Annotated in this window: 14 protein-coding genes; all 14 read right to left on the reverse strand. The window is 44.4% G+C overall.

The features are described from left to right. Positions 1-24 precede the first annotated feature (24 nt). Positions 25-7,470 (reverse strand): glycogen/starch synthase, encoded by a 7,446-nt coding sequence (locus Q8R38_08485; protein ID MDP3792060.1) that lies wholly within the window; start codon positions 7,468-7,470, stop codon positions 25-27. 108 nt (positions 7,471-7,578) lie between these two features. After that, positions 7,579-8,193: a ribonuclease HII gene (locus Q8R38_08490; protein MDP3792061.1), complete on the reverse strand. Its 615-nt coding sequence runs from the start codon at positions 8,191-8,193 to the stop codon at positions 7,579-7,581. Beyond that, the gene (gene rplS / locus Q8R38_08495) at positions 8,138-8,521 is read right to left on the reverse strand and encodes a 50S ribosomal protein L19 (GenBank protein ID MDP3792062.1); all 384 of its coding nucleotides are present in this window, start codon (positions 8,519-8,521) and stop codon (positions 8,138-8,140) included. The genes Q8R38_08490 and rplS overlap by 56 nt, the downstream gene beginning before the upstream one ends. A gap of 52 nt (positions 8,522-8,573) precedes the next feature. Then, the gene (gene trmD, locus Q8R38_08500; protein ID MDP3792063.1) at positions 8,574-9,257 is read right to left on the reverse strand and encodes a tRNA (guanosine(37)-N1)-methyltransferase TrmD; all 684 of its coding nucleotides are present in this window, start codon (positions 9,255-9,257) and stop codon (positions 8,574-8,576) included. A gap of 51 nt (positions 9,258-9,308) precedes the next feature. After that, entirely contained in the window at positions 9,309-9,554 is a 246-nt protein-coding gene (gene rpsP, locus Q8R38_08505; GenBank protein MDP3792064.1) for a 30S ribosomal protein S16, read from the reverse strand. Positions 9,555-9,564: 10 nt separating this feature from the next. Beyond that, positions 9,565-10,830: a UDP-N-acetylglucosamine 1-carboxyvinyltransferase gene (murA, locus tag Q8R38_08510; protein MDP3792065.1), complete on the reverse strand. Its 1,266-nt coding sequence runs from the start codon at positions 10,828-10,830 to the stop codon at positions 9,565-9,567. Further along, complete coding sequence (gene prmC, locus Q8R38_08515; protein MDP3792066.1) at positions 10,818-11,498, reverse strand: peptide chain release factor N(5)-glutamine methyltransferase; 681 nt, start codon at positions 11,496-11,498, stop codon at positions 10,818-10,820. The genes murA and prmC overlap by 13 nt, the downstream gene beginning before the upstream one ends. Then, a complete protein-coding gene (gene prfA, locus Q8R38_08520) occupies positions 11,495-12,568 on the reverse strand; it encodes a peptide chain release factor 1 (GenBank protein ID MDP3792067.1) in 1,074 nt (357 codons plus the stop codon). Before prfA ends, prmC begins: the two co-directional genes overlap by 4 nt. A 10-nt stretch (positions 12,569-12,578) precedes the next feature. Then, positions 12,579-12,809, reverse strand: coding sequence for a 50S ribosomal protein L31 (gene rpmE / locus Q8R38_08525; protein MDP3792068.1), 231 nt, complete (start codon positions 12,807-12,809; stop codon positions 12,579-12,581). A 16-nt stretch (positions 12,810-12,825) separates the two neighbouring features. Continuing rightward, complete coding sequence (gene rho, locus Q8R38_08530) at positions 12,826-14,076, reverse strand: transcription termination factor Rho (protein ID MDP3792069.1); 1,251 nt, start codon at positions 14,074-14,076, stop codon at positions 12,826-12,828. Continuing rightward, entirely contained in the window at positions 14,067-14,669 is a 603-nt protein-coding gene (gene coaE / locus Q8R38_08535) for a dephospho-CoA kinase (protein MDP3792070.1), read from the reverse strand. The genes rho and coaE overlap by 10 nt, the downstream gene beginning before the upstream one ends. Then, positions 14,670-16,058, reverse strand: a complete 1,389-nt coding sequence (gene glgA, locus Q8R38_08540; protein MDP3792071.1) for a glycogen synthase GlgA — start codon at positions 16,056-16,058, stop codon at positions 14,670-14,672. Between the two features lie 27 nt (positions 16,059-16,085). Continuing rightward, positions 16,086-18,761, reverse strand: coding sequence for a DNA polymerase I (gene polA, locus Q8R38_08545; protein MDP3792072.1), 2,676 nt, complete (start codon positions 18,759-18,761; stop codon positions 16,086-16,088). A gap of 108 nt (positions 18,762-18,869) precedes the next feature. Further along, the gene (locus Q8R38_08550; protein ID MDP3792073.1) at positions 18,870-20,465 is read right to left on the reverse strand and encodes a hypothetical protein; all 1,596 of its coding nucleotides are present in this window, start codon (positions 20,463-20,465) and stop codon (positions 18,870-18,872) included. Positions 20,466-20,585: the final 120 nt, after the last annotated feature.

A 20,585-nucleotide genomic window follows, 5' to 3' on the forward strand; every position in this document is an offset into this window, starting at 1 on the left:
GGTATGATTATACCATAAGAAAGATTATGCTGCAGTAAGTAGTTCGAGCAAGCGCTTATTTAGTTTAGGTATGTCGTTGACAGGCGCTGAAGCGGCTTTGGGCAGGTCAAAGATAAGTCTGCGGGCAAATTCTTTCGGATCATCCGATATTGCATCGGGCGGATTGTCAAATGGCTTGCCTGCCATGACGGAGTATATTCTCAAAAGTGCGGGCAGGCCGTTATCTGAATGCAATGCTCTCAAAGCCGCCACAATGCCTTCCAATTGTATAAAGTCTTCTCCTTTAAATATAAGCATCTTTATATCTTTGTCTTCGGGAACCAATGCGAGATGTTCCTCGATAGAGAGGGCTATATCAACCATTGCGTTTGTATTTTCGGCGCGAATCTTTTTTATTGCTTCACTAATGGATGTTCCGCTCTCCAATATCCATACTTTTTCAGACACATTCTTATTATCTCTAAAAGCCTTATTAACGCGCGTAATAAAACTGCCTTGCTGCTGCTCCAGCGGTATTACACCCTGTTCTATGATGTGCCATAATACTTTATTTTCGGAAATAGCAGGCTGTATCTGCATGTTTATTTCATGCAAAATTGCCGCCCTAACCAACGCCCTGGAGATCTTTGCCTCACGCTTTGCCAATTCGCAAGTAACAACATTTAATAATGTCCTCGTATAATCTACATCCTCGCCGATCATCATATCGGTAAACCTGTAATAATCAGGCTTATTTTCAATCGGTTCAAGCACTCCAAGCGCAACGAGTCTTTTGGCTTCGGATTTATCGAGCGGGATGCCGCCATTTCTATTTAGCGCCGCTTTCATTAATTTGTCGTTATCTCTTATCGCTTTCATTACTTTTATCGACCAGCCTCTAACACGATTATAGACTTCACCCGATTCGCCTTCGCTCATTCTGCCCATGCTGACCAATAGTTTCAAAAGATATCTACCCTTGGCAGAACGCTGCAGTTTACGCCGAGCGCTGTCTAACAACTGCTGAATCCGCCTGCAGCTCACCTTGTATTTTCTACTCAATTCTTCTTGCGTGCTTGGCTCATTGCCAAAAAGTCCATAATACCCAATAGTCACTTCGCGCTGTCTATCAGTAAGGATTGACATCGCTGACTTTACAGCATCTCTCATTACAGATTCCTCTTCAGCAGCGGATGAAGGCTCTTCCGATGCCTCCACTTCCATTAAATTCATATCTTTTCTATTTAGGGGCATTTCTGTCACACGCCTATCACGGATTTCTGCCACATCAAGATAGTGGCCTAACGCGAGGCTGGAACTTCTTATTTCTTCTAAATCTGAGAATTTGTTGTTCAAAGTCCACACAAAACCCGGATAGCGTTTCTCTATATACTGCCTGAAGGTGAATATGCCGTCTTTTGTTAACAATTCCTTTTCTTCCATATATATTCCATAAAGATACTGCAACCTTTTTACTATACGCGCCTCGGTCCAGAATGGCTTGCCTCGACTATAATGAGTCGTATCCCAATTTTCTTCAGTGGCCTCCCCAGTATCAACCGGAGCCTCCCCGTATCCAACATCAGCAACTCTTGTCAGCACCTCTTCCGCTTTGGCCCGCTCTATATCACTAAGATCGCTCCCATCCGGTTTCCCGGGCGTAAGACCACCTAAAAATTCATCAAGCTCATTGGGTCTATCTTGTAACAATTCGAATGCCGCAAACAGATCCAGCGCTTCCATTGCTTTTGATTTCGCTTCTTTGTATCTGCCATCATTGAATGCTCTAACCGCTTCACTTATCAAATCATTTACATATCCACCCGTCCATCCGTAAAGACTGTTCCTTTCTATGGGTCTTCCCACCAGCGAACCTTCGCCGCGAAGAGCAACTTCGCGTATTTCGGGAGAATCATCTTCTACCCCGAGTTCTCTCAATTTCTCACATATTAATCGCGGCGTTGCGTTTATATGATCTATATCCCAAAACCCCTTTCGTACGGTCGGGATCCAATGCTTTGCCGCTGAAATCACAACAGCTGGCACTCCTCGTAACAGGGCCAAATGAAAAATAGCTGTATCAATAGTGACAACCCCTTCTGCCTGAGAAACAAAATCCAGCACTTTTCCCCTGTCCTTGAATTTTTTTACAATTAATTTCGGTGAGCCATGGATCCTACTTCTCACGGCATTTTCTATTTTTTGTGTTTCCCGCGCTTCATAAGAACTGGTACCGCTATTAAGCGCGACAACAAAACCTTTATCGATTAACTCCAGGATGGCCCCCACCCAGAGCTTCCTAAGCTGCCCGGATAGCTCTGCGTTAGTCCAGGAATGAGGATTAACAAAGATAAGGCCTTTCTGGTAATCTTGCCTGGGATAAACGATATTTACATCAGCTGAATTTAGACCAGCCAGGGATATATTATTTCTGGTAACCGAATAAATATCGCGCCTGTCCGGCTTATTAGATAACAATATCTGGCTAAATCCGAAAATAGACAATCGACTCACTGCTTTGAATTTTAAATTTTTCCCAAAATCAATAAAAACATCGAATCTCTTATTTTTTAGAAACTGCTCTGATTCTTCATGAGATACATACCTGACCCTTGGGTCCATATTTTTAATTAATTCCGGCGCATAGGTAATAACGGATATTTCTTCTACATCCGGCCAGGTATTTAGTATCGACGCTATGGTTAAAGGCAGCGAAACAATAGCCGAACCCCACGGTGAAAAATATTCATGCACTATGGCAACGGATCTGACGCTTTTTATACCAGAAATAAGTTCTTTACATTGCGAGTAACTGTTAAACCCATCTAAATCTAAGGTTGTCGTCTTAACATTTTCATTGATAGTCTGTTCCTTTGGCGAATCCTTAACCGGCGGTGCGATACTCGGATTCGATTCGAGATGTCTGCGCGCGACATCCTGCACTTCCCCTGTCGTAGCATGGGCTTTTAATCTTGAAAGTTCTTCAGAAATTTCTGCTATTTGTGCACCATCCATATTATCAGCAGCATGATAATTATCGCCTTCTTGAACAATAAGACCGGCGCTGACAAGCTTACTTAAATCTTTTCGTGCCGTTGATACGGCGATTTGTCTCTTTCCGCCATTAGTTTCTATCATGACATCACCGCACAATCTATCGAACGGCACCCATCCTCTTTGGTAGTTATTTGTAAGCAGATCGAAGAACGTTGCGACATGTTCTGGAGCATGCGATGGCTTTACTGCTTCTTTAGCAGCCATCATTGCCCCCACAGCCTTCTTCAAGTTGATAAATTCACAACCCTTCGGCCCGACATGAATACTGAGTCCATATTTAAGCAAATCTTCTGCTCTTATTATCCGCTTTTCAACAGGAATCCACTCTAAACCTTGTTCATCAAGTCTAAAACCTTCTTTTACATAATATGTGTTTCCCATATCAGCAGGTTCAACCTGTGAGTTAACTATCCTTTTCATATCAAATGTCGTCCACCCGTCCTCGAACGTAACATTAAGCGCGCCGATCACCATATCGTTGTCTCCGAAGCGCGCAAGTCCTATGGCATGCTCGGGCCTGTCTGTTTCAAGATAGTGATATGCTCCGTCGCTGAAGTTCGCATATAAAGCAGGGAGTGAGAATAGTTTTTTTCGGACATCCCTTTTAGCAGGATCCGCATCCTCCATACGTGGGACGGGCGATGACTTCTCCTGAGCATTTCGATACTTGTGCTGGCTTCCATATATCTCTCCATTAAATATTAAATTGAACCCAGGCATAAATGTATACATAAAATACAGCAGATTTCTATCCTGATAACTTAACATGGACCATGGGTCGCCGAAATCAAAGGCATCGTGTTCGGGCCCAAGATAGATAAAATTATCACGTATATCGGCAGGCATTGTCTCCGTGCTGCGCAAATACGAAATTAGTGCCTGGAGCCTGGAGGGGTCCAGTGGATCCATCAGGGCCTCTGTAGCATAATTCCTGCATTCCCATCCATAGAACGAAGCATCTCTTCCTTTTGCAACCGCCAGGAGATCTCTATATCTTTCAAATCCTTCAAACATAAAGAAAGCATAAGGATTTGTTTTACGGACTGCTTCAACAAATTGGGAAGAAAGATTATTGCTGACTTCTATATGCCAGTTATCTTTTATCCTGTCCGGGAACGTTGCAAGCGCGGTACCTACCCGCATTCCGTCCACACCTTTGCTAAGCCAAAACCTTCCTGTCTCTATCGCATCCCTGACAACATCCGGATGCGAAAGATCCGGCTGGGCCAATGAACACCACCTACGGGGATAATCTGTTTTGAGGCTTACGAGGTCGGTCGCAGAAACTAAAAAAAGCGCTGACTCATCAGGGATGATTATGGCTGGGGCAACATAGCTCGCCCCCATCAGACCTTTTCGTATCTCATCGTCAGGCCGACGGTATGGTATTTCCCTGCCGTCCACATTTATCATTCCCTCGTGCTTCAATTCACGTGGGTCCATGTTTTTTAATTTGGCTGAAATCTTTTCACCTAATTCTATTTTTCGGCGAAGTTCATTTGGCTGTATCGTTTGCCCGCGGAACAGCTTCGGATCCCTATCCAGCCCATAATTTCCATCACTGACATTGGTGTATAAATATCTTTCTGGATAGGACTTGCATAAAGGGCTGGACTTGGCGACATGCTGATTCGCTATCCAATCAACAATCACCATAAGCCCGACACTGTGCGCTTTTTTAATAAAATCTTCCAATTCTTTAAAAGAACCTGCCCGTTTATCTATATTTTTAGGATCGATAATTTCAAAAGGGCTGCCTGTATTTTCAATAAGCCCCAGCAGATACATGTATTTAACGCCAGAGTCCGCCAGGAATGATAATTCCTTGACTGCGGATTTCAAACCGGACATGCCTGTTGTTACATCATAATAGTCGCGAAGCACCATTTCATATATGGTCTTTGTATTTCTTTTCTTTCTTATTGCGGGCAGGTAGACGTCATGCGCATATCGCCTCTCCATCGCAACTGCGGTAACAAGCTCATTGGCCCTTAAATATGAATTTCGCATCAGATGCTTCCACTTGCTTTTGCCCTCTTCATAAAAAAGCCTTGAAGATATCTCACACTTCGCAAATATATCCGCAGGGGCTTCGTGATAAAATTTTTCGTTATCTGCCGCAAAACCGTCATCTGTTTCTTTTGTATAAGAACCAATAAAGAAACCGCTTCCCCCACCTGTCGTCTCATCGTAATCAACTATCCATTCGACCGGGCCAGCGCCTTTAATGGCTATATTCACTCCGCCGTTTTCACCCGCACGTCCATCGGAAGTACCCGCAGCTTCTTCGAGAGGCCGGGGATTGGTTATACATAGATCGCAACCTATTGCCTGCATCTTAAGAAGCTTCGCGTCAGAGTTGGGCACATAGACAAATCTCCCATTGAATTCCGGTATATCATTTGCCCAGTGCCGAAATTCCTGAACCCAGAATGGCATATATTCAGGACCGCCTACAACTAATTGCATGCCCAATCCATATACTTTTTTACGCCGGCCATTATCAAATATCTTGCTAAGATTGGATTCCACGATCCCTTTATTGTAGGATTGCGCTAAATCCGGTATGTCTCGGAACCACAGCGTTTTCAATTCGTCCATTGTGAAAGATTTATCTTTATCCGCGGTGAGAATATGGACCAAAAATCTTAGCATGGGATACTGACTTTTATAATCCACCAGTCTTCTCACTTCCCACCCGGTAAGTTTATTTGGATCGAGCTTAACACCGGTCCTAATCTCGATCTCTGCAAAGGCTTCTTTTTTGCCATTTTCATGGATCTGCCACAGGTCTTCCTCACTGGGAACACCCTTCTTATCTTCAAATGCTTTCAGCTCGTCTGACTTCCATGTTTCGCCCGAACCATTCAGGACACCTACCACCGGCTTATCAAATTCGCTTCCGTACAGGTTCCTGAATAGCCTTTCGGTTGCTTTTGCATGCTCGTTGCTGACCGCATTTATAACATCGGCTAACTTCATCGCAGCATAACAGAAGTCAACAACGCCATTCGGCCTCAAAAATGCCGATCTTAGCTGAGCTGCTTTCTTTTTGGGCAGACCTATTACATACATCATCCGGTCCGCATTACTCTTGACCGAAGCGGGCGAAAATGTCTCAAGGCCCGCCGGAACCAGCGTATGATTGGTATATACAATGGCGGTATTATTATATGATTCGTCTGCCCTCATCTGCGCCGCTGCTACAACTGTATGAGCTTCGTTAAGATGCAATATATCCGGTTTGATATGCATTTTTTTCATAAATGCATACACCGCCTTGCCGAATACTATCTCCTGGGTGAACCGGTGGGCCCTGTCATCTGGATACAATTCATCAAAAACCTTTGACATGAAAATGTAATCTGTTGCACCGCCCCTGCTTAACTTGTATACTTCTACCATAACTTTTGGATTATAGCGGTCCTCTTCGTCCTCTGTCCTGGCTTCAGGGTCTTCATCCCACGCACGGACCATGATTGCATCACCATTCACAGAAACCTTTTCCAGTATCCCTCTTTTTATCAGCTCCTCATAACTTACTTTTACCTTTTTACCATCCTTCCTTAGATGAGAGTAGCCTATCTGCGCGCCGAGAGCATTTATGCCTATTGCGGCCATGCCTTCGAGCTTGTCCCCGAAATATGCGCCAAGCCCGCCCTTAGTATTAGCATTCTGCGCTTCGTATCCTGCAAATTCCGGGATATTACCTTCCAGAGAAAGGGATAACACCGTCTTACCTTTTAACTCCGGAATATTTTGCGCTATCCAATTTTCTGTAAATTTACCTCCATTGCTCGCCGCAATATTAATATCATTATCATCTCTGTCTAATCCGTGTTCACTGTATAGTACATAGATATTGTCCAGATCTATAGAGCCTTTTACACTCTCGTATATCTTTTTGACTCGGGGGGTCGCTTCCCTGTCAACTTGGGCCGCAAACTTTCTCGCTTCGTCATGAGTGGCAGGATCTAAAATCCACCCCCTCATCTCGGCATATGTCTTCCCAAGCTCGAGGCGCTTGCTTTCCCATCTTGTTATTTTGTTCTTTTCATGGTTTCTTAGGGTGGCATTATTAAAATATCTTTTATCTATATAAATAATGGGCACGCCTGCCTGACGGCCCAATCCTATATGGGCGAGCTGGCCCGTATCTTTTGCCAAATTCTTAATAGCGACTAAAATGATTTTTTGAGTTTTATCAAGAACTCTTATGGTCTCGGCATCATCAACATCTTCCGGCTGGACCAATTTAAGCTGTGGGATTCCACCGGGCGGAAGCTTGGACTTGATATTATTATTGAGGGCAGCATGGGATAGTTTTGTATATCCTGCTATATACTCGTCAGAGAATTGCTTCTGAGTTATTCGAAGCTGTGGGGCGAGTGCGAATGCTATATCATTACAAAAAAATAGACATACTATTGCCATTGTGATTACTCTTAGCAGCAATATATGCCTTACTTTGTATTGGATTAACATATTTTACTTAAATATACCACTAAATCATAATAATACAAGGAAAGATAACCAAGTATTTTATTTTTTAACAGGTCTGAAGCTACGACGATGGATTGCGGATGGGCCATATTTTTCTAAAGCGGCCATATGAAATTTCGTACCATATCCTTTGTGCCTTGCGAACCCATATTGAGGATAAATACTATCATACTCCAGCATAATCCTATCCCTAGTCACCTTTGCTATTATCGATGCCGCGGCAATGGATAGGCTCTTTGAGTCTCCTCCCACTATACACTTAAGCGGGCACTTGGTATATATATTCATCTTACCATCTACTATAACATATTCGGGTGGGACTTCAAGGCTGGATATGGCCATCTTCATGGCTCTTTTTGTGGCCTGATATATATTGATCTTATCTATTGTCTTCTCGTCAACTATACCAACGCCTACTATGGCCTTCTCTATTATCTCGTCGTACGCCATCTCTCTTCTTTTGGCGGATAATTTCTTAGAATCGTCTATTATTTCTCCAAAAACAAAAGTTTTCAGAATAACAGCCGCCGCAACAACAGGGCCCGCCAAGGGCCCCCTGCCCGCTTCATCTACACCTGCGATAAAACGATATCCGCAGTTATTTAGGCTCCTCTCGTGAACCAGCAGGGCCTTCGCGTTCGATCTTTTCTTCAACTTTCGTCTCTTTGCCTATCTTTCTCTTAAGATAATAAAGTTTCGCTCTCTTCACGTCGCCCTTCTTCACTACTACTATCTTTTCAATCGAAGGCGTATGAAGCGGGAATACTCTCTCCACTCCCTCGCCGTAAGAGATCTTTCGCACGGTAAACGTTTCGCCTATCCCCGAGCCCTTCTTCGCTATAACTATACCTTCGAAAGTCTGGGCCCTGGCCTTTCCTTCTTCTATTATCTTAACGAGAACATCGATGGTGTCTCCGACATTAAACTGCGGCAGATCCTTCCTTAAGCCTACAGCCTCAACCAACTTCAGATACTTATTCATCTTATCTTCCTTTCCTTTCATTCTTCGCTTCGCCCAGAATGGAACTCTATATTTAAGCGAGCGGTTTCTTAATCAAATCCGGCCTTCTAACCTTTGTCCTTGCGAGCGCCTGGTCGCTGCGCCAACTCTCTATTTTTTTGTGGTCCCCGTTTAACAATACTTCCGGGACCTTCATTCCTCTGAATTCCGCGGGTCTTGTATACTGCGGATATTCCAATAAATTATTTTCAAATGACTCCGCTATAGTAGATTCGCTATGGCCCAAAACACCGGGTACCAGCCTCACAACAGAATCAACCAAAGCAAGCGCGGGAATCTCCCCGCAAGTAAGAATATAATCGCCTATAGAAATCTCTTCGTCGGCAAGCTCTCTTATTCTCTCATCGACGCCTTCATAGTGACCACAGATCAAAACGAGCTGCTTATCCCTGGCCAGTCTCTTCGCAATCTTTTGATCAAGCTTCTTTCCCTGCGGCGTCAGGAGTATTACTTTTGCAACTTTTTTCTTTGACACCAGCTCATCTACCGCCCGCCACACCGGCTCTACCTTCATTACCATGCCGGGCCCGCCGCCGAAAGGCTTATCATCAGCCGTCCTGTGAGAGTCGCTCGTCCAGTCCCTTAAATTATGAACCCTTATCCTGACGAGGCCTTTTTTCTGGGCTATCTTAAGCATCGACTCCCCTAAAATGTTTTCAAACATTTTAGGAAAGAGCGTAAGTATGTCGATTTTCATATTTTCAGCTTTAGGCTTTAAGCTTAAAACTTGAAGCTTACGGCTTATAACTTATTTTTTAATTCCCTGTTTCTTAAAAAGTATCCTTACCGAATCCGACGGTATCGCGCCCACCCCGAGCCAATATTGTGCGCGCTCTTTATCTATCTTCACATTAGCCGGATTGGTCTTCGGATCGTAATAACCCAGTGTCTCTATAGGTCTACTGTCTCTTGCTCTACGCTTGTCTATAACAACAATGCGATGAGACGGCTTCTTCAGGGTTCCGAACCTCTTCAATCTGATAACTGCTGGCATCTACTACCTCCTATTTCTCTTTTTCTCTCCACACTTTTGCTCCCAACTTCACGAGCTTATCTTCTAACATCTCATAGCCCCTGTCAAGATGATAGATCCTATGAACATCTGTCCTGCCTTTGGCTACGAGCCCCGCGAGGACAAGCGCGGCTGACGCTCTTAAATCCGACGCCATGACAGGCGCGCCGCTTAAATTTTTTACTCCCTTTATTATCGCACATGGGCCTTCCAATAAAATATTCGCGCCCATCCTATTGAGCTCGCTTATATGTATAAATCTTTCCGGATAAATCTTTTCCGTTATTACGCTTATGCCTTCGGTAACAGCCATAAGGCTCATGAACTGCGCCTGCATATCTGTGGCAAACCCGGGATACGGCAACGTAGTCACGTCGGTGGGCTTGAGCCTGCGGACATATTTTACCCTAAGCCCATTCGGCACTTTCTTTATCGAAACTCCTGATTCCGCCAGTTTATCTGCCAAAGCTATCAAGTGTTCCAACCTCGCGTTCTTTAATATAATATCGCCTTTTGTTATGGCCGCCGCAAGCATATACGTCCCCGTTTCAATTCTGTCCGGAATTACCGAATGTTCCGCGCCGTGCAGCTTTTTTACCCCTTCGATTATAACTCTTGGAGTGCCGGCCCCTTTTATCTTAGCGCCCATCTTCACCAAAAACGCGGCAAGATCCGCGACTTCCGGCTCACAGGCTGCGTTCTCTATTATAGTGACACCTTGTGTAAGCGTCGCCGCCATCATTACATTGTCTGTGGCAAGAACGCTCGAACCAAAATGTCCGCCAAGATATATGTGCGTGCCTTTTAACCTGCTGCCATCCGCTATTATATACCCTTTTTCTACCTTTATCTTGGCGCCAAGCGCCCTCAGGCCTTTCAAGTGAATATCTATTGGACGAGGGCCTATTACACATCCGCCGGGAAATGAGACTTCCGCTCTCTTTTGTTTGGCAAGCAACGGGCCTAAAACACAGATAGACGCGCGCATAGTGCTCACCAATTCATACGGCGCCACATATTTTGAATACCCTTTTGGCTCAATGGTAATGCAATCGCCTTCCTGCTTAACACTTGCGCCGAAGTTCTTCAATATCTTCAGCATCGTCGACATATCGCGCAGCGCGGGAATATTCCTTATGACGGATTTGGCGTCCGAAAGGAGTGTCGCCGCGAGTATCGGAAGGCACGCGTTCTTAGCGCCACTTATCGATACCGTGCCTTCTAACCGCCTACCGCCTTCTATTACTAATTTATCCATTTTACTTTAACTACCCTGTCTATATTGTACTGGTCTTCTTTAACATCTATGAGTTCAAACCCATCGTGCTTATTAATTATGACTTTGATCGCCTCGCGCTGTCCATAGCCTATCTCCATAATGCAATATCCGCCTGTCTTCAAATATTTGGGCGCTTCATTAAATATTTTTCTGTAAAAGTCCAACCCGTCTTCGCCGCCGTCCAATGCCACTACAGGCTCTTTCAGGACCTCTTTTTGCAGAGTCTTGAATTCATGGCGAGCTATATAGGGCGGATTCGTTACAATTACGTCGAATTTACCGTCGATGCTTTCAAAGAGATCGCTTTTTAAAAATACGACATTGTCGGATACTCCGTTGATAGCCGCGTTGGCTTTGGCTATTTCCAGGGCTTTATCCGATATATCGGAAGCGAGTATTTTACAATTTGTGACATTTTTAGTCAATGAGATTGCTATGCAGCCCGACCCGGTGCACAGATCCAGTATCCGCAGGCCGGTAACCTGGGGCCGGTATTCGTTAATTGTGTCCAGTACGGTATTGACCAAAATCTCCGTTTCCGGACGAGGGATGAATACGTCTTCATTTACTATGAAGTCCAGTCCGAAAAATTTTTCCTTACCTATAATGTACTGAAGCGGCGTAAATGGCTTTATCGGGTTAATCATTTTGTCGTCTGAAGCCTCAATTTTTTGTCTTCGGCTCTTAGCGCGTCTATTATTTCGTCAAGCTCGCCTTCCAGCATCTCTTCCAGATTGTGCGCGGTAAAACCTATCCTGTGATCGGTTACACGCCTGTCAGGAAAATTATATGTGCGTATCTTCTCGGAACGGTCACCTGTTCCTACCTGCGCCTTACGCGACTGGGATATCTTCCTGTCGTGTTCGGTCTTCCTCATATCGAATAGCCGCGCTCTTAATACCTTTAGAGCCTTCGCCTTGTTCTTAAGCTGTGAGCGCTCGTCCTGGCACGTAACTACCATACCCGTAGGGATATGCGTCATGCGCACCGCGGAATCTGTCCTGTTAACACCCTGCCCGCCCGCGCCTCCAGACCTGAATACATCTATCCTCAAATCCTCGGGCCTGACTTCTACATCGACATCTTCCGCTTCCGGCAATACCGCCACGGTCGCCGCCGAAGTATGTATCCTGCCGCTTGCTTCCGTATCCGGAACGCGTTGGACACGGTGAGTGCCGCTTTCAAATTTCATTCTGCTATACACACCCGATCCGGATATTGAGAATATTACTTCTTTAAAACCGCCCTTTTCTGTAGTGCTTGCGTCTATCGGCTCCAGCTTCCACCCTTTTTTCGCGGCATATTTCGAGTACATTCTCAATAGATCCGCGGCAAAAAGGCCCGCTTCAACGCCTCCGGTGCCCGCGCGTATTTCTACGATTATGTTCCTATCGCCGCCGGATTCTTTCTCCAGCACCAGGTCCTCGAGCCGCGTCTCTGACGCTTTAAGCGCGTCTTTAAGCTTAAGATACTCTTCTTCCGCCAAGACGATAAAATCCTTATCGTGCCCCTTTTCTTTGAGCACTTTCTCTATCTCGGACAGATCGTTGGCGATCCTTTGATATTTATTGTATTCATTTATCAAGGGAGTCAAGCCCGACACCTCTTTGGCGTAATTCTGATAGAGAGCCTTATTCGCTATGACTTCCGCGTTAGCCAAAAGATCGTGCAGTTCGCTGTAGCGCTTCTTTTTTTCTGTGACTATCTTTAAAACCATATTTTAACTATCAGCCTTTGGCTTCCGGCGTTTTTTCTTTCTTCTTTCCCGCGTAACGCTTGGTAAACTTCTCTACCCTGCCCGCCGAGTCAACCAGCTTCTGCTTACCGGTAAAGAACGGATGGCACTTTGAGCAGATATCAACGTGTATGACCGGCTTCGTCGATCTGGTATGGATCGTCTCGCCGCAGACACAGCTGATTGTCGCCTCTTTGTATTGTGGATGTATCTTGTCTTTCACTTTTTTTCCTCCATGTTTATTTTTGGTTTAACGTCATTAAGAATTCGGCGTTGGTCTTTGTCTTCGACAATTTTTCTATCAGAAGCTGCATTGCCTCGTCGGAATTCAGCTCCTGCAGCACTTTTCTCATGAGCCATATCCTTTTCAGCTCATCATCCCGCACCAATAGTTCCTCGCGCCTCGTATTCGAGCGCTTTATGTCTATGGCAGGATATATCCTCTTCTGGAACAGGTTTCTGTCGAGCTGCAACTCCATATTGCCGGTTCCCTTAAATTCTTCGAATATGACTTCATCCATTCGCGAGCCTGTATCCACAAGCGCCGTCGCGATAATGGTAAGTGAGCCACCCTCTTCTATCTTTCTCGCGGCTCCGAAGAATCTCTTCGGTTTCTGCAGCGCGTTCGAATCTACGCCGCCGGAGAGTATCTTCCCCGAATGCGGTACGCAGGTATTATACGCCCTGGCAAGCCTCGTGATCGAATCGAGAAGCACCACAACGTCCTTACCGCTCTCAACGAGACGCTTCGCCTTTTCCAGTACTATCTCGGCGACTTGAATATGACGCTCCGCCGGCTCATCGAATGTAGAACTTATGACCTCGCCTTTGACCAGCCGCTGCATATCCGTAACTTCTTCCGGCCGCTCGTCTATCAAAAGCACTATAAGAACCGCTTCCGGATAGTTGGTCGTAATAGAGTTGGCGAATTTCTGCAGAAGTACCGTCTTGCCGCTATACGGAGGCGCCACTATCATGCCGCGCTGTCCCTTTCCTATAGGAGTGAACAGGTCCATTATACGCGTCGATACTTCCTGAGGTTTTGTCTCGAGCATAAAGCGCTCATTCGGATATATCGGCGTCAGGTTGTCAAAGAGCGTCTTGTCTTTGGTCTCTTCCGGATTACCGAAATTCACGGCCTCAACTTTTAATAAAGCGAAGTACCTCTCTCCCTCTTTCGGAGGACGTATCTGTCCGCTTACGGTATCGCCCGTCCTTAAGTTAAATCTTCGTATCTGTGACGGCGATATGTAAATATCGTCCGGCCCCGGAAGATAATTGTAATCCGGGCTTCTTAAAAATCCGAATCCGTCGGGCAGGATCTCAAGCACGCCCTCGCCAAAGATAAGGCCCTCCTTTTCTGTCTTTGCCTGCAGAATCCTGAATATGAGGTCCTGCTTCTTGAGGCCGCTTATCCCGTTAACATTGAGATCTTTGGCCAACTTTGTCAATTCAGAGATACTTTTTCCTTTTAACTCGGCTATCTCCATACCCTTGCTCCCTTCTTTAAGTCTTGCCATATTTTTACCACCTGCTTTTTCGTTTCCTTTCTGGTACCGTTGTTATCTACCACATAATCCGCTTTACCTATCTTTGCCTTAAGCGGCATCTGGCACTCCATCCTCTTATAAATATCCTCTTTTTTTAAATTAAACTTCTTTACGCACCTGTCTACCTGCTTTTCTCTCGAGGACTTCACAACCACAAGCACGTTCACTAATCCCAAGAGGCTCGTTTCGCAAATTAGCGGAGCGTCCACTACCAATACCTCATTTTTCGACGACCTTATCTCATCTTTTATCTTTTTTATCACAACGGGATGAATTATGCTATTCAGCCTGGCGATTTTTCTCTTATCACTAAAGGCAATTTTACCGAGGGACTTTCTGTCTATCAGGCCCTTAGTATCCAATATAGATCTGCCGAAAACAGAAACTATATTTTTATATGTGGACGAACCCTTTTTAAGCGTATTATGCGCGAGCTTATCGGCATCGACAATCCTTGCCCCAAGCTTCTTAAAAATCTTGGCTACAAAGCTCTTTCCTGTGCCAAAACCGCCGGTAAGCCCCACTATAGCCATCTATTTATTCAACACCTTATTGTAGACGTTCATATACTCTTTTGCGGAAGCCTCCCATGAATAGTCCAGGCTCATCACGTATTTTACAAGGCTCATCCACAGCGGCTTATCTTTATAAACCGTGAGCGCCTTCTTAACTGCCGCAAAAAGATCTTCCGACTTAGGTTCTATAAACGTAAATCCGGTGCCCTTTCCCGTTCTTGGGTTAAATTCTTCTACCGTATCTTTCAACCCGCCTGTCTGCCTTACAATAGGGATCGTCCCATACTTAAAACTTATCATCTGGCTCAATCCACAAGGCTCATATCTCGAAGGTATAAAAAACATATCCGATGACGCATATATCTTTTGAGCTAACACCGCGTCAAATTTCAGGCTTATCGAAGCGCTGGACGGATATTTTTTCGCAATCTTTTCGAATATAATGTGGTATTTGTTGTCGCCCGTACCGAGCAGAACGAACTGCGCCTTCATATTAAGGACCTTATCTATTATGTCAGCTACAAAATCCGCGCCTTTCTGTTCCGCAAGGCGGGATATCATGCCAAACATCGGTATATTCCTATCGACTTTGAGCCCCATCTCCTTCTGGAACATCTCTTTATTCAGATATTTATCCTGCAATGAGTCGACAGAATACTTTTTAAATATTTTGGGATCTTTCTCGGGGCTCCAGAGGTTATAGTCTATACCGTTTAATATTCCATACAGCGCATTTTCGCGGTTCTTCAGCACGCCCTCCAGCCCGCAACCAAATTCGCGCGTAAGTATCTCTTCGGCATAAGTCTTACTCACTGTGCTTATAGCGTCCGAATATACCATACCGGCTTTCATCAGATTTACTTTGTCATAAAATTCAAAATAATCTATGTTAAATAGCGCCCAGTCAAGCCCCAGCTTTGGATATTCCTCCTTCGGAAATACCCCCTGATAAGCGAGGTTGTGTATAGTGTACAAAATTTTCGTATTTGCGAAAAAGGAATCGTACTTATATATCGTATTTAAATATACCGGGACCAGCGCGGTCTGCCAGTCATTACAATGAATAACATCGGGAGCGAATTTTTCCTTCTTACACCTTTCTAATATTTCGCGTGAGAAGAATACAAACCTGTCGAGGTTATCTTTATAATCGCCGAATTTGTCGCCGTATAATTCTTTCCTGTTAAAATAATCATCATTCTCTACAAAATATACCTTAACATTTTTTCCTATCGTCGCTGAATCCCCGACAACCTTCACAGACGCGTATTTAGGCATGATAACCCTGACATCAACACCGCATTCCTCCAAAGCAAGCGGCAGACTGCCGGCGACATCAGCAAGCCCTCCCGTCTTGGCAAACGGCACCACTTCGCTTGAGGCCACCAATACTTTTAATTTTGCCATTACCCCTCCATTTTTTCAGCTTTAAGCTTACGACTTATAGCTTTCTTGCTCTAACCAATTCTTGCCCACCTCTATATGGGCCTCTACAGGCACTTTCAACTTTATTATATTCTCCATGCCGTCCTTCACTATTTCATATACTTCCTTAAGCTCATCTTTATTCACATCAAAGACAAGTTCGTCGTGAACCTGCATGATCATCTTAGAGGACAGATTCTTTTTCATTAGTCTTTCCTGTATCGCTATCATGGCTACTTTTATTATATCGGCTGCCGACCCCTGTATCGGCGTGTTTATGGCTGCTCTCTCGGCAAACTGACGGATGCGCATATCCTGGCTGTTTATTTCTGAAATATAACGTCTTCTGCCCAGGATTGTCGTAACATAACCCTTTTCCCTGGCCTCTTCCAGCAAGTCTTCGATAAATTGCCGGACATTAGGATACCTTTCAAAATAAGCGTCTATGAATTCTTTGGCTTTGTCGACTTCTATGCTAAGGCTTTGCGATAGGCCATACGGGCTCATGCCGTATACTATGCCGAAATTTACGGTCTTCGCCATGTTTCTCATGTCGGGCGCCACATCTTTTTCTTCCACGCCAAATACCAGACTTGCCGTAAAAGAATGGATGTCGAGACCGTCTTTAAACGCTTTTGTAAGGTTCTTATCATCGGAAAAATGGGCCAGCACCCTCAGCTCTATCTGCGAATAATCGGCAGACAGCAATACATTGTCCTTGCCCGAAGGCACAAAGGCCTTCCTGATCTTCTTGCCTTCCTCAGTCTTTATCGGTATATTTTGCAAATTGGGCGTACTGGACGAAAGCCTGCCCGTAGCGGTAACGGTCTGGTTAAACGACGTATGAACCCTGCCGGTTTCCGGATTGATCAAAGCGGGTAAATTATCGACATAGGTGGATTTTAGCTTGGATAATTCCCTATATTCCAATAGTTTTTCAGGTAAGCCATGTTTAGCCGCAAGCTTCTTAAGAACGTCTTCATCCGTAGATATACCCGTCTTTGTGCGTCTTATAATGGGAAGTTTCAGCTTTTCGAATAATACCGATGACAGCTGCTTGGGCGAATTTATATTAAATTCCTCTCCTGCAAGTTCATAAATTTTTTTCGTCAGCTTATCGAGCTTCTTCTCCATCTCGCCTGAAAGCTCTTTTAGATAATCGCCGTCTATAGATACTCCGTTCATCTCCATGCGCGCCAATACTTCTATAAGCGGAATTTCAACATCATAAAACAATTGGTCCAGGTCCTTTTTTGTAAGCTCTTTTTCCAGTATCTTCTTAAGACGAAACGTGACGTCGCTGTCCTCGCACGAGTAAGAGCACACCTTATCGACATCAACTTTATCCATCGTTATGGCGTTCTTGCCCTTACCGAGTAATTCCTGTATGGGCGTGGTCATCTTGTGCCCCAAATATTCTATGGATATATCATCAAGATTATGGTTAAACTTTGAGGGATTGAGCAAATATGACGCTACCATTGTATCAAACACAATTCCTTTTACGCGAATCCCGTAATTTGCCAAAACTATATAGTCGTACTTTATATTCTGGCCTATCTTCTTTATCTGGCTATCTTCAAAAACATTCTTTAATTTACTGATAACTAAATTAATATCGAGCTTCTTCTTCTCGGGGCCATCACATACGCCTACATAATAGGCAATCCCTTCCTTCCAGGAAAAAGATATGCCCGCTAATTTTGCAAGCACAGGATCTTCGCTCGTAGTCTCGGTATCAAATACAAACTCCTTTGAATTATAAAGTTCTTTTAGAAGGTCGTCGAGATCCTTTTCGTTATCAATAAGAATATATTCCGATTCCAGTTTCTCGCTGGGTATCGCGTCTTTCAATAGGGCCTTGAATTCGAACTCCCTGAATAATTCTGCAAGCTTTGCCTGGTCCGGCTCTTTTAAGGACAACTCTTTGAAATTTATGTCTATAGGAGCATTCATATCAAGAACGGCCAATTCTTTACTCAAGAAAGCGTTCTTTTCGTTATCGGCCAGCATCTTCTTTCTCGCCGCGCTCTTTACCTTATCGATATTCTTATACAGCCCTTCAAGGCTGCCAAATTCACTTATAAGCTCCATCGCGGTCTTCTCGCCTATGCCTTTTACACCCGGGATATTATCGGTCGCGTCACCCATTAGTGCCATCAGGTCTGTGATTCTGTCCGGCCCAACACCATACGCCTCTTTTACTTTAGCGGCATCATATATCAAGCCCTCTTTGTGCGTGCTGTAAACCTTGATATGAGAATCAACAAGCTGGAGAGCGTCCTTATCTCCCGTAACTATAAAAGTATCTATACCCTTTTCTTCGGCCCTCTTAGCCAGCGTCGCAAGCACATCATCAGCTTCATATCCTTCTAATTCGTAGATAGGTATATTGTACGCCTGAACCACCTGTTTAATATACGGCATCTGGCTTACAAGGTCGTCAGGCATCGGCTTTCTATGGCTTTTGTATTCTTCATACTTTTTATGCCTAAAGGTGGGCCCTTTAAGATCAAATGCGACTGCCAGCATATCAGGCGCCTCATCCTTGACTATCTTGTTTAACATGGTCGTAAAGCCGTAAATGGCATTGGTGGGCTGGCCCTTTGAGTTAGAAAGGTTGCGTATGGCATAATACGCTCTGTAGCAAAATGAATTGCCATCAATTAGAAAAAGCCGTTTCATCCTATCATCTTATTTTTTGGGAGTTAACTTTAAAAGAAATGTGTTTAAGAGGCACTATCTCTTGATATAATTTTCAGTCGTAATTATATAGCATATACCTAAAAATTGTCAAGAAGATTTTTTGCTGGATTTGCTGGATTTTCTTATATGATCCGAAAGGTAGTTTCCTGTAAGATCGTCTATAGAATGGGTCAATTCCTGCAATCTCAGCTCCTTTTCAAACCTTATATTCATATCTTTATAGGGATTGGCCATCAGCTCAAGCTGAAGGCGTTTACGCTCATAATAAGCGCGCCTCAGGTCGTCCAATATATCGTTTCTCAGCTGCACCATAAGCCGCGAGCGCACATCTATATTGGTCTGGTCGTCACTCCAGATGAGGTCGCCGAGTTCCCACGATACCGAAACACTCCACCCGTCAGATGTATCATCGGGCCCTGACACGACATAGTCTTTCGTGGCGCTTGTATATATATCGTACGTATCGGAACGGCTGTTGTCGGCCCCCAAAGAGACCTTTGGCAATAAGGCCCTTGCCTTTGCTTCAGACCGCCACTTCTTTATCTTTTCGGGACTCACTTCGGCATACTTTATCGCTGCTTGCTGCAATTCCTTATATGTGGGCTCGCCGTCAAATATCACCTTAAGGGTATTTAAGCTCTTATCTATATCCGGATAATCATCCATAATGTAATCACCGCGCTGAATACTGTATAGGCCATTATCAGTGACCGCAAATATGGTATTTTCGTCGTCACTTCCGAATATCAGCCGGCTCACACTCGTGCTCTTCGCGATACCTTTGTATAATTCAAGCCAGCGTGACTTTTCCGCGTCAAATTCAAACACACCCTTATATGTAGCGCAATAGATTCTTTTGTTTTTCGCCGAAATGAGTATATGGTTTATTCCCCCTACTAACCCTTCGCGCGAAAGATCCTTCCATGCCTTGCCCTGGTCATCACTATACTTTATCTCTTTAGAATAGCCTATATATACCCTGCTTCCGTCGATAGCGATAGTTTTTATCGAAGCATCTGTCTCGTATTCATCTTCTGTTGTATCCTGCGGCTCATCCGTTTCGATTCTTTCAGAGGCGCTTCTTACAAAAATTCTCTCCCAGTTCCCGCCATCCGCTTTCCTTATATGCAGGCCCGATTCCGTCCCTGCATACATATACTCTTTGTTCAAAGCCAGGCAGCTTACTGACATATTCTTAAGAGCGCCGCTTATATCCTGCCAGCGCATTCCAAGATCCTCGCTGGCAAATACGCCTTTTTCAGTGGCTATGATAATCCGGCTGCGATTATGCCTCGAAAGCTCGATGCAGGTTATATTATTCTTATCCGGCATAATTGTCCTAAAAATATTTATCCATCGCTGGCCGTCATCATCGGATCTGAATAGCCCTCTTCTTGTACCTAAAAACATGGCCCTGCTTCTTCCCGCAACACAGGTAATCTGGTTATTTCCGCTTTGAGGCAGTGAAAAAACAGGCTCCCACTTCTGCTTCACATCTTTTGTCCTGTATAGCGCGCTCTTGGTCGCTATATATAGGGATTCCTTATTAAAAACAGCGTCTTTTATTTCCGAATTTTTAACGGCTCCTTCCCTGGCCACCCAGGCATCCTGGGCGTTTATAGCGCCAAAATTCAGAAAAGAAATAGTAATAACTACAACGGATAACATAATAATCTTCTTCACGATATCTTCCTCCTTGCCTGCCGGAAGGCAGGCCTTTCGTGGAGCTTCACAATACCATTTATTTGATGTTTTGTCAATATTTATTTTAATATTTATCAATAATATATATCGCCTTGCCTT

It is taken from the genome of Candidatus Omnitrophota bacterium (assembly GCA_030695905.1).
GTDB lineage: Bacteria > Omnitrophota > Gorgyraeia > 2-01-FULL-45-10 > 2-01-FULL-45-10 > CAZHPY01.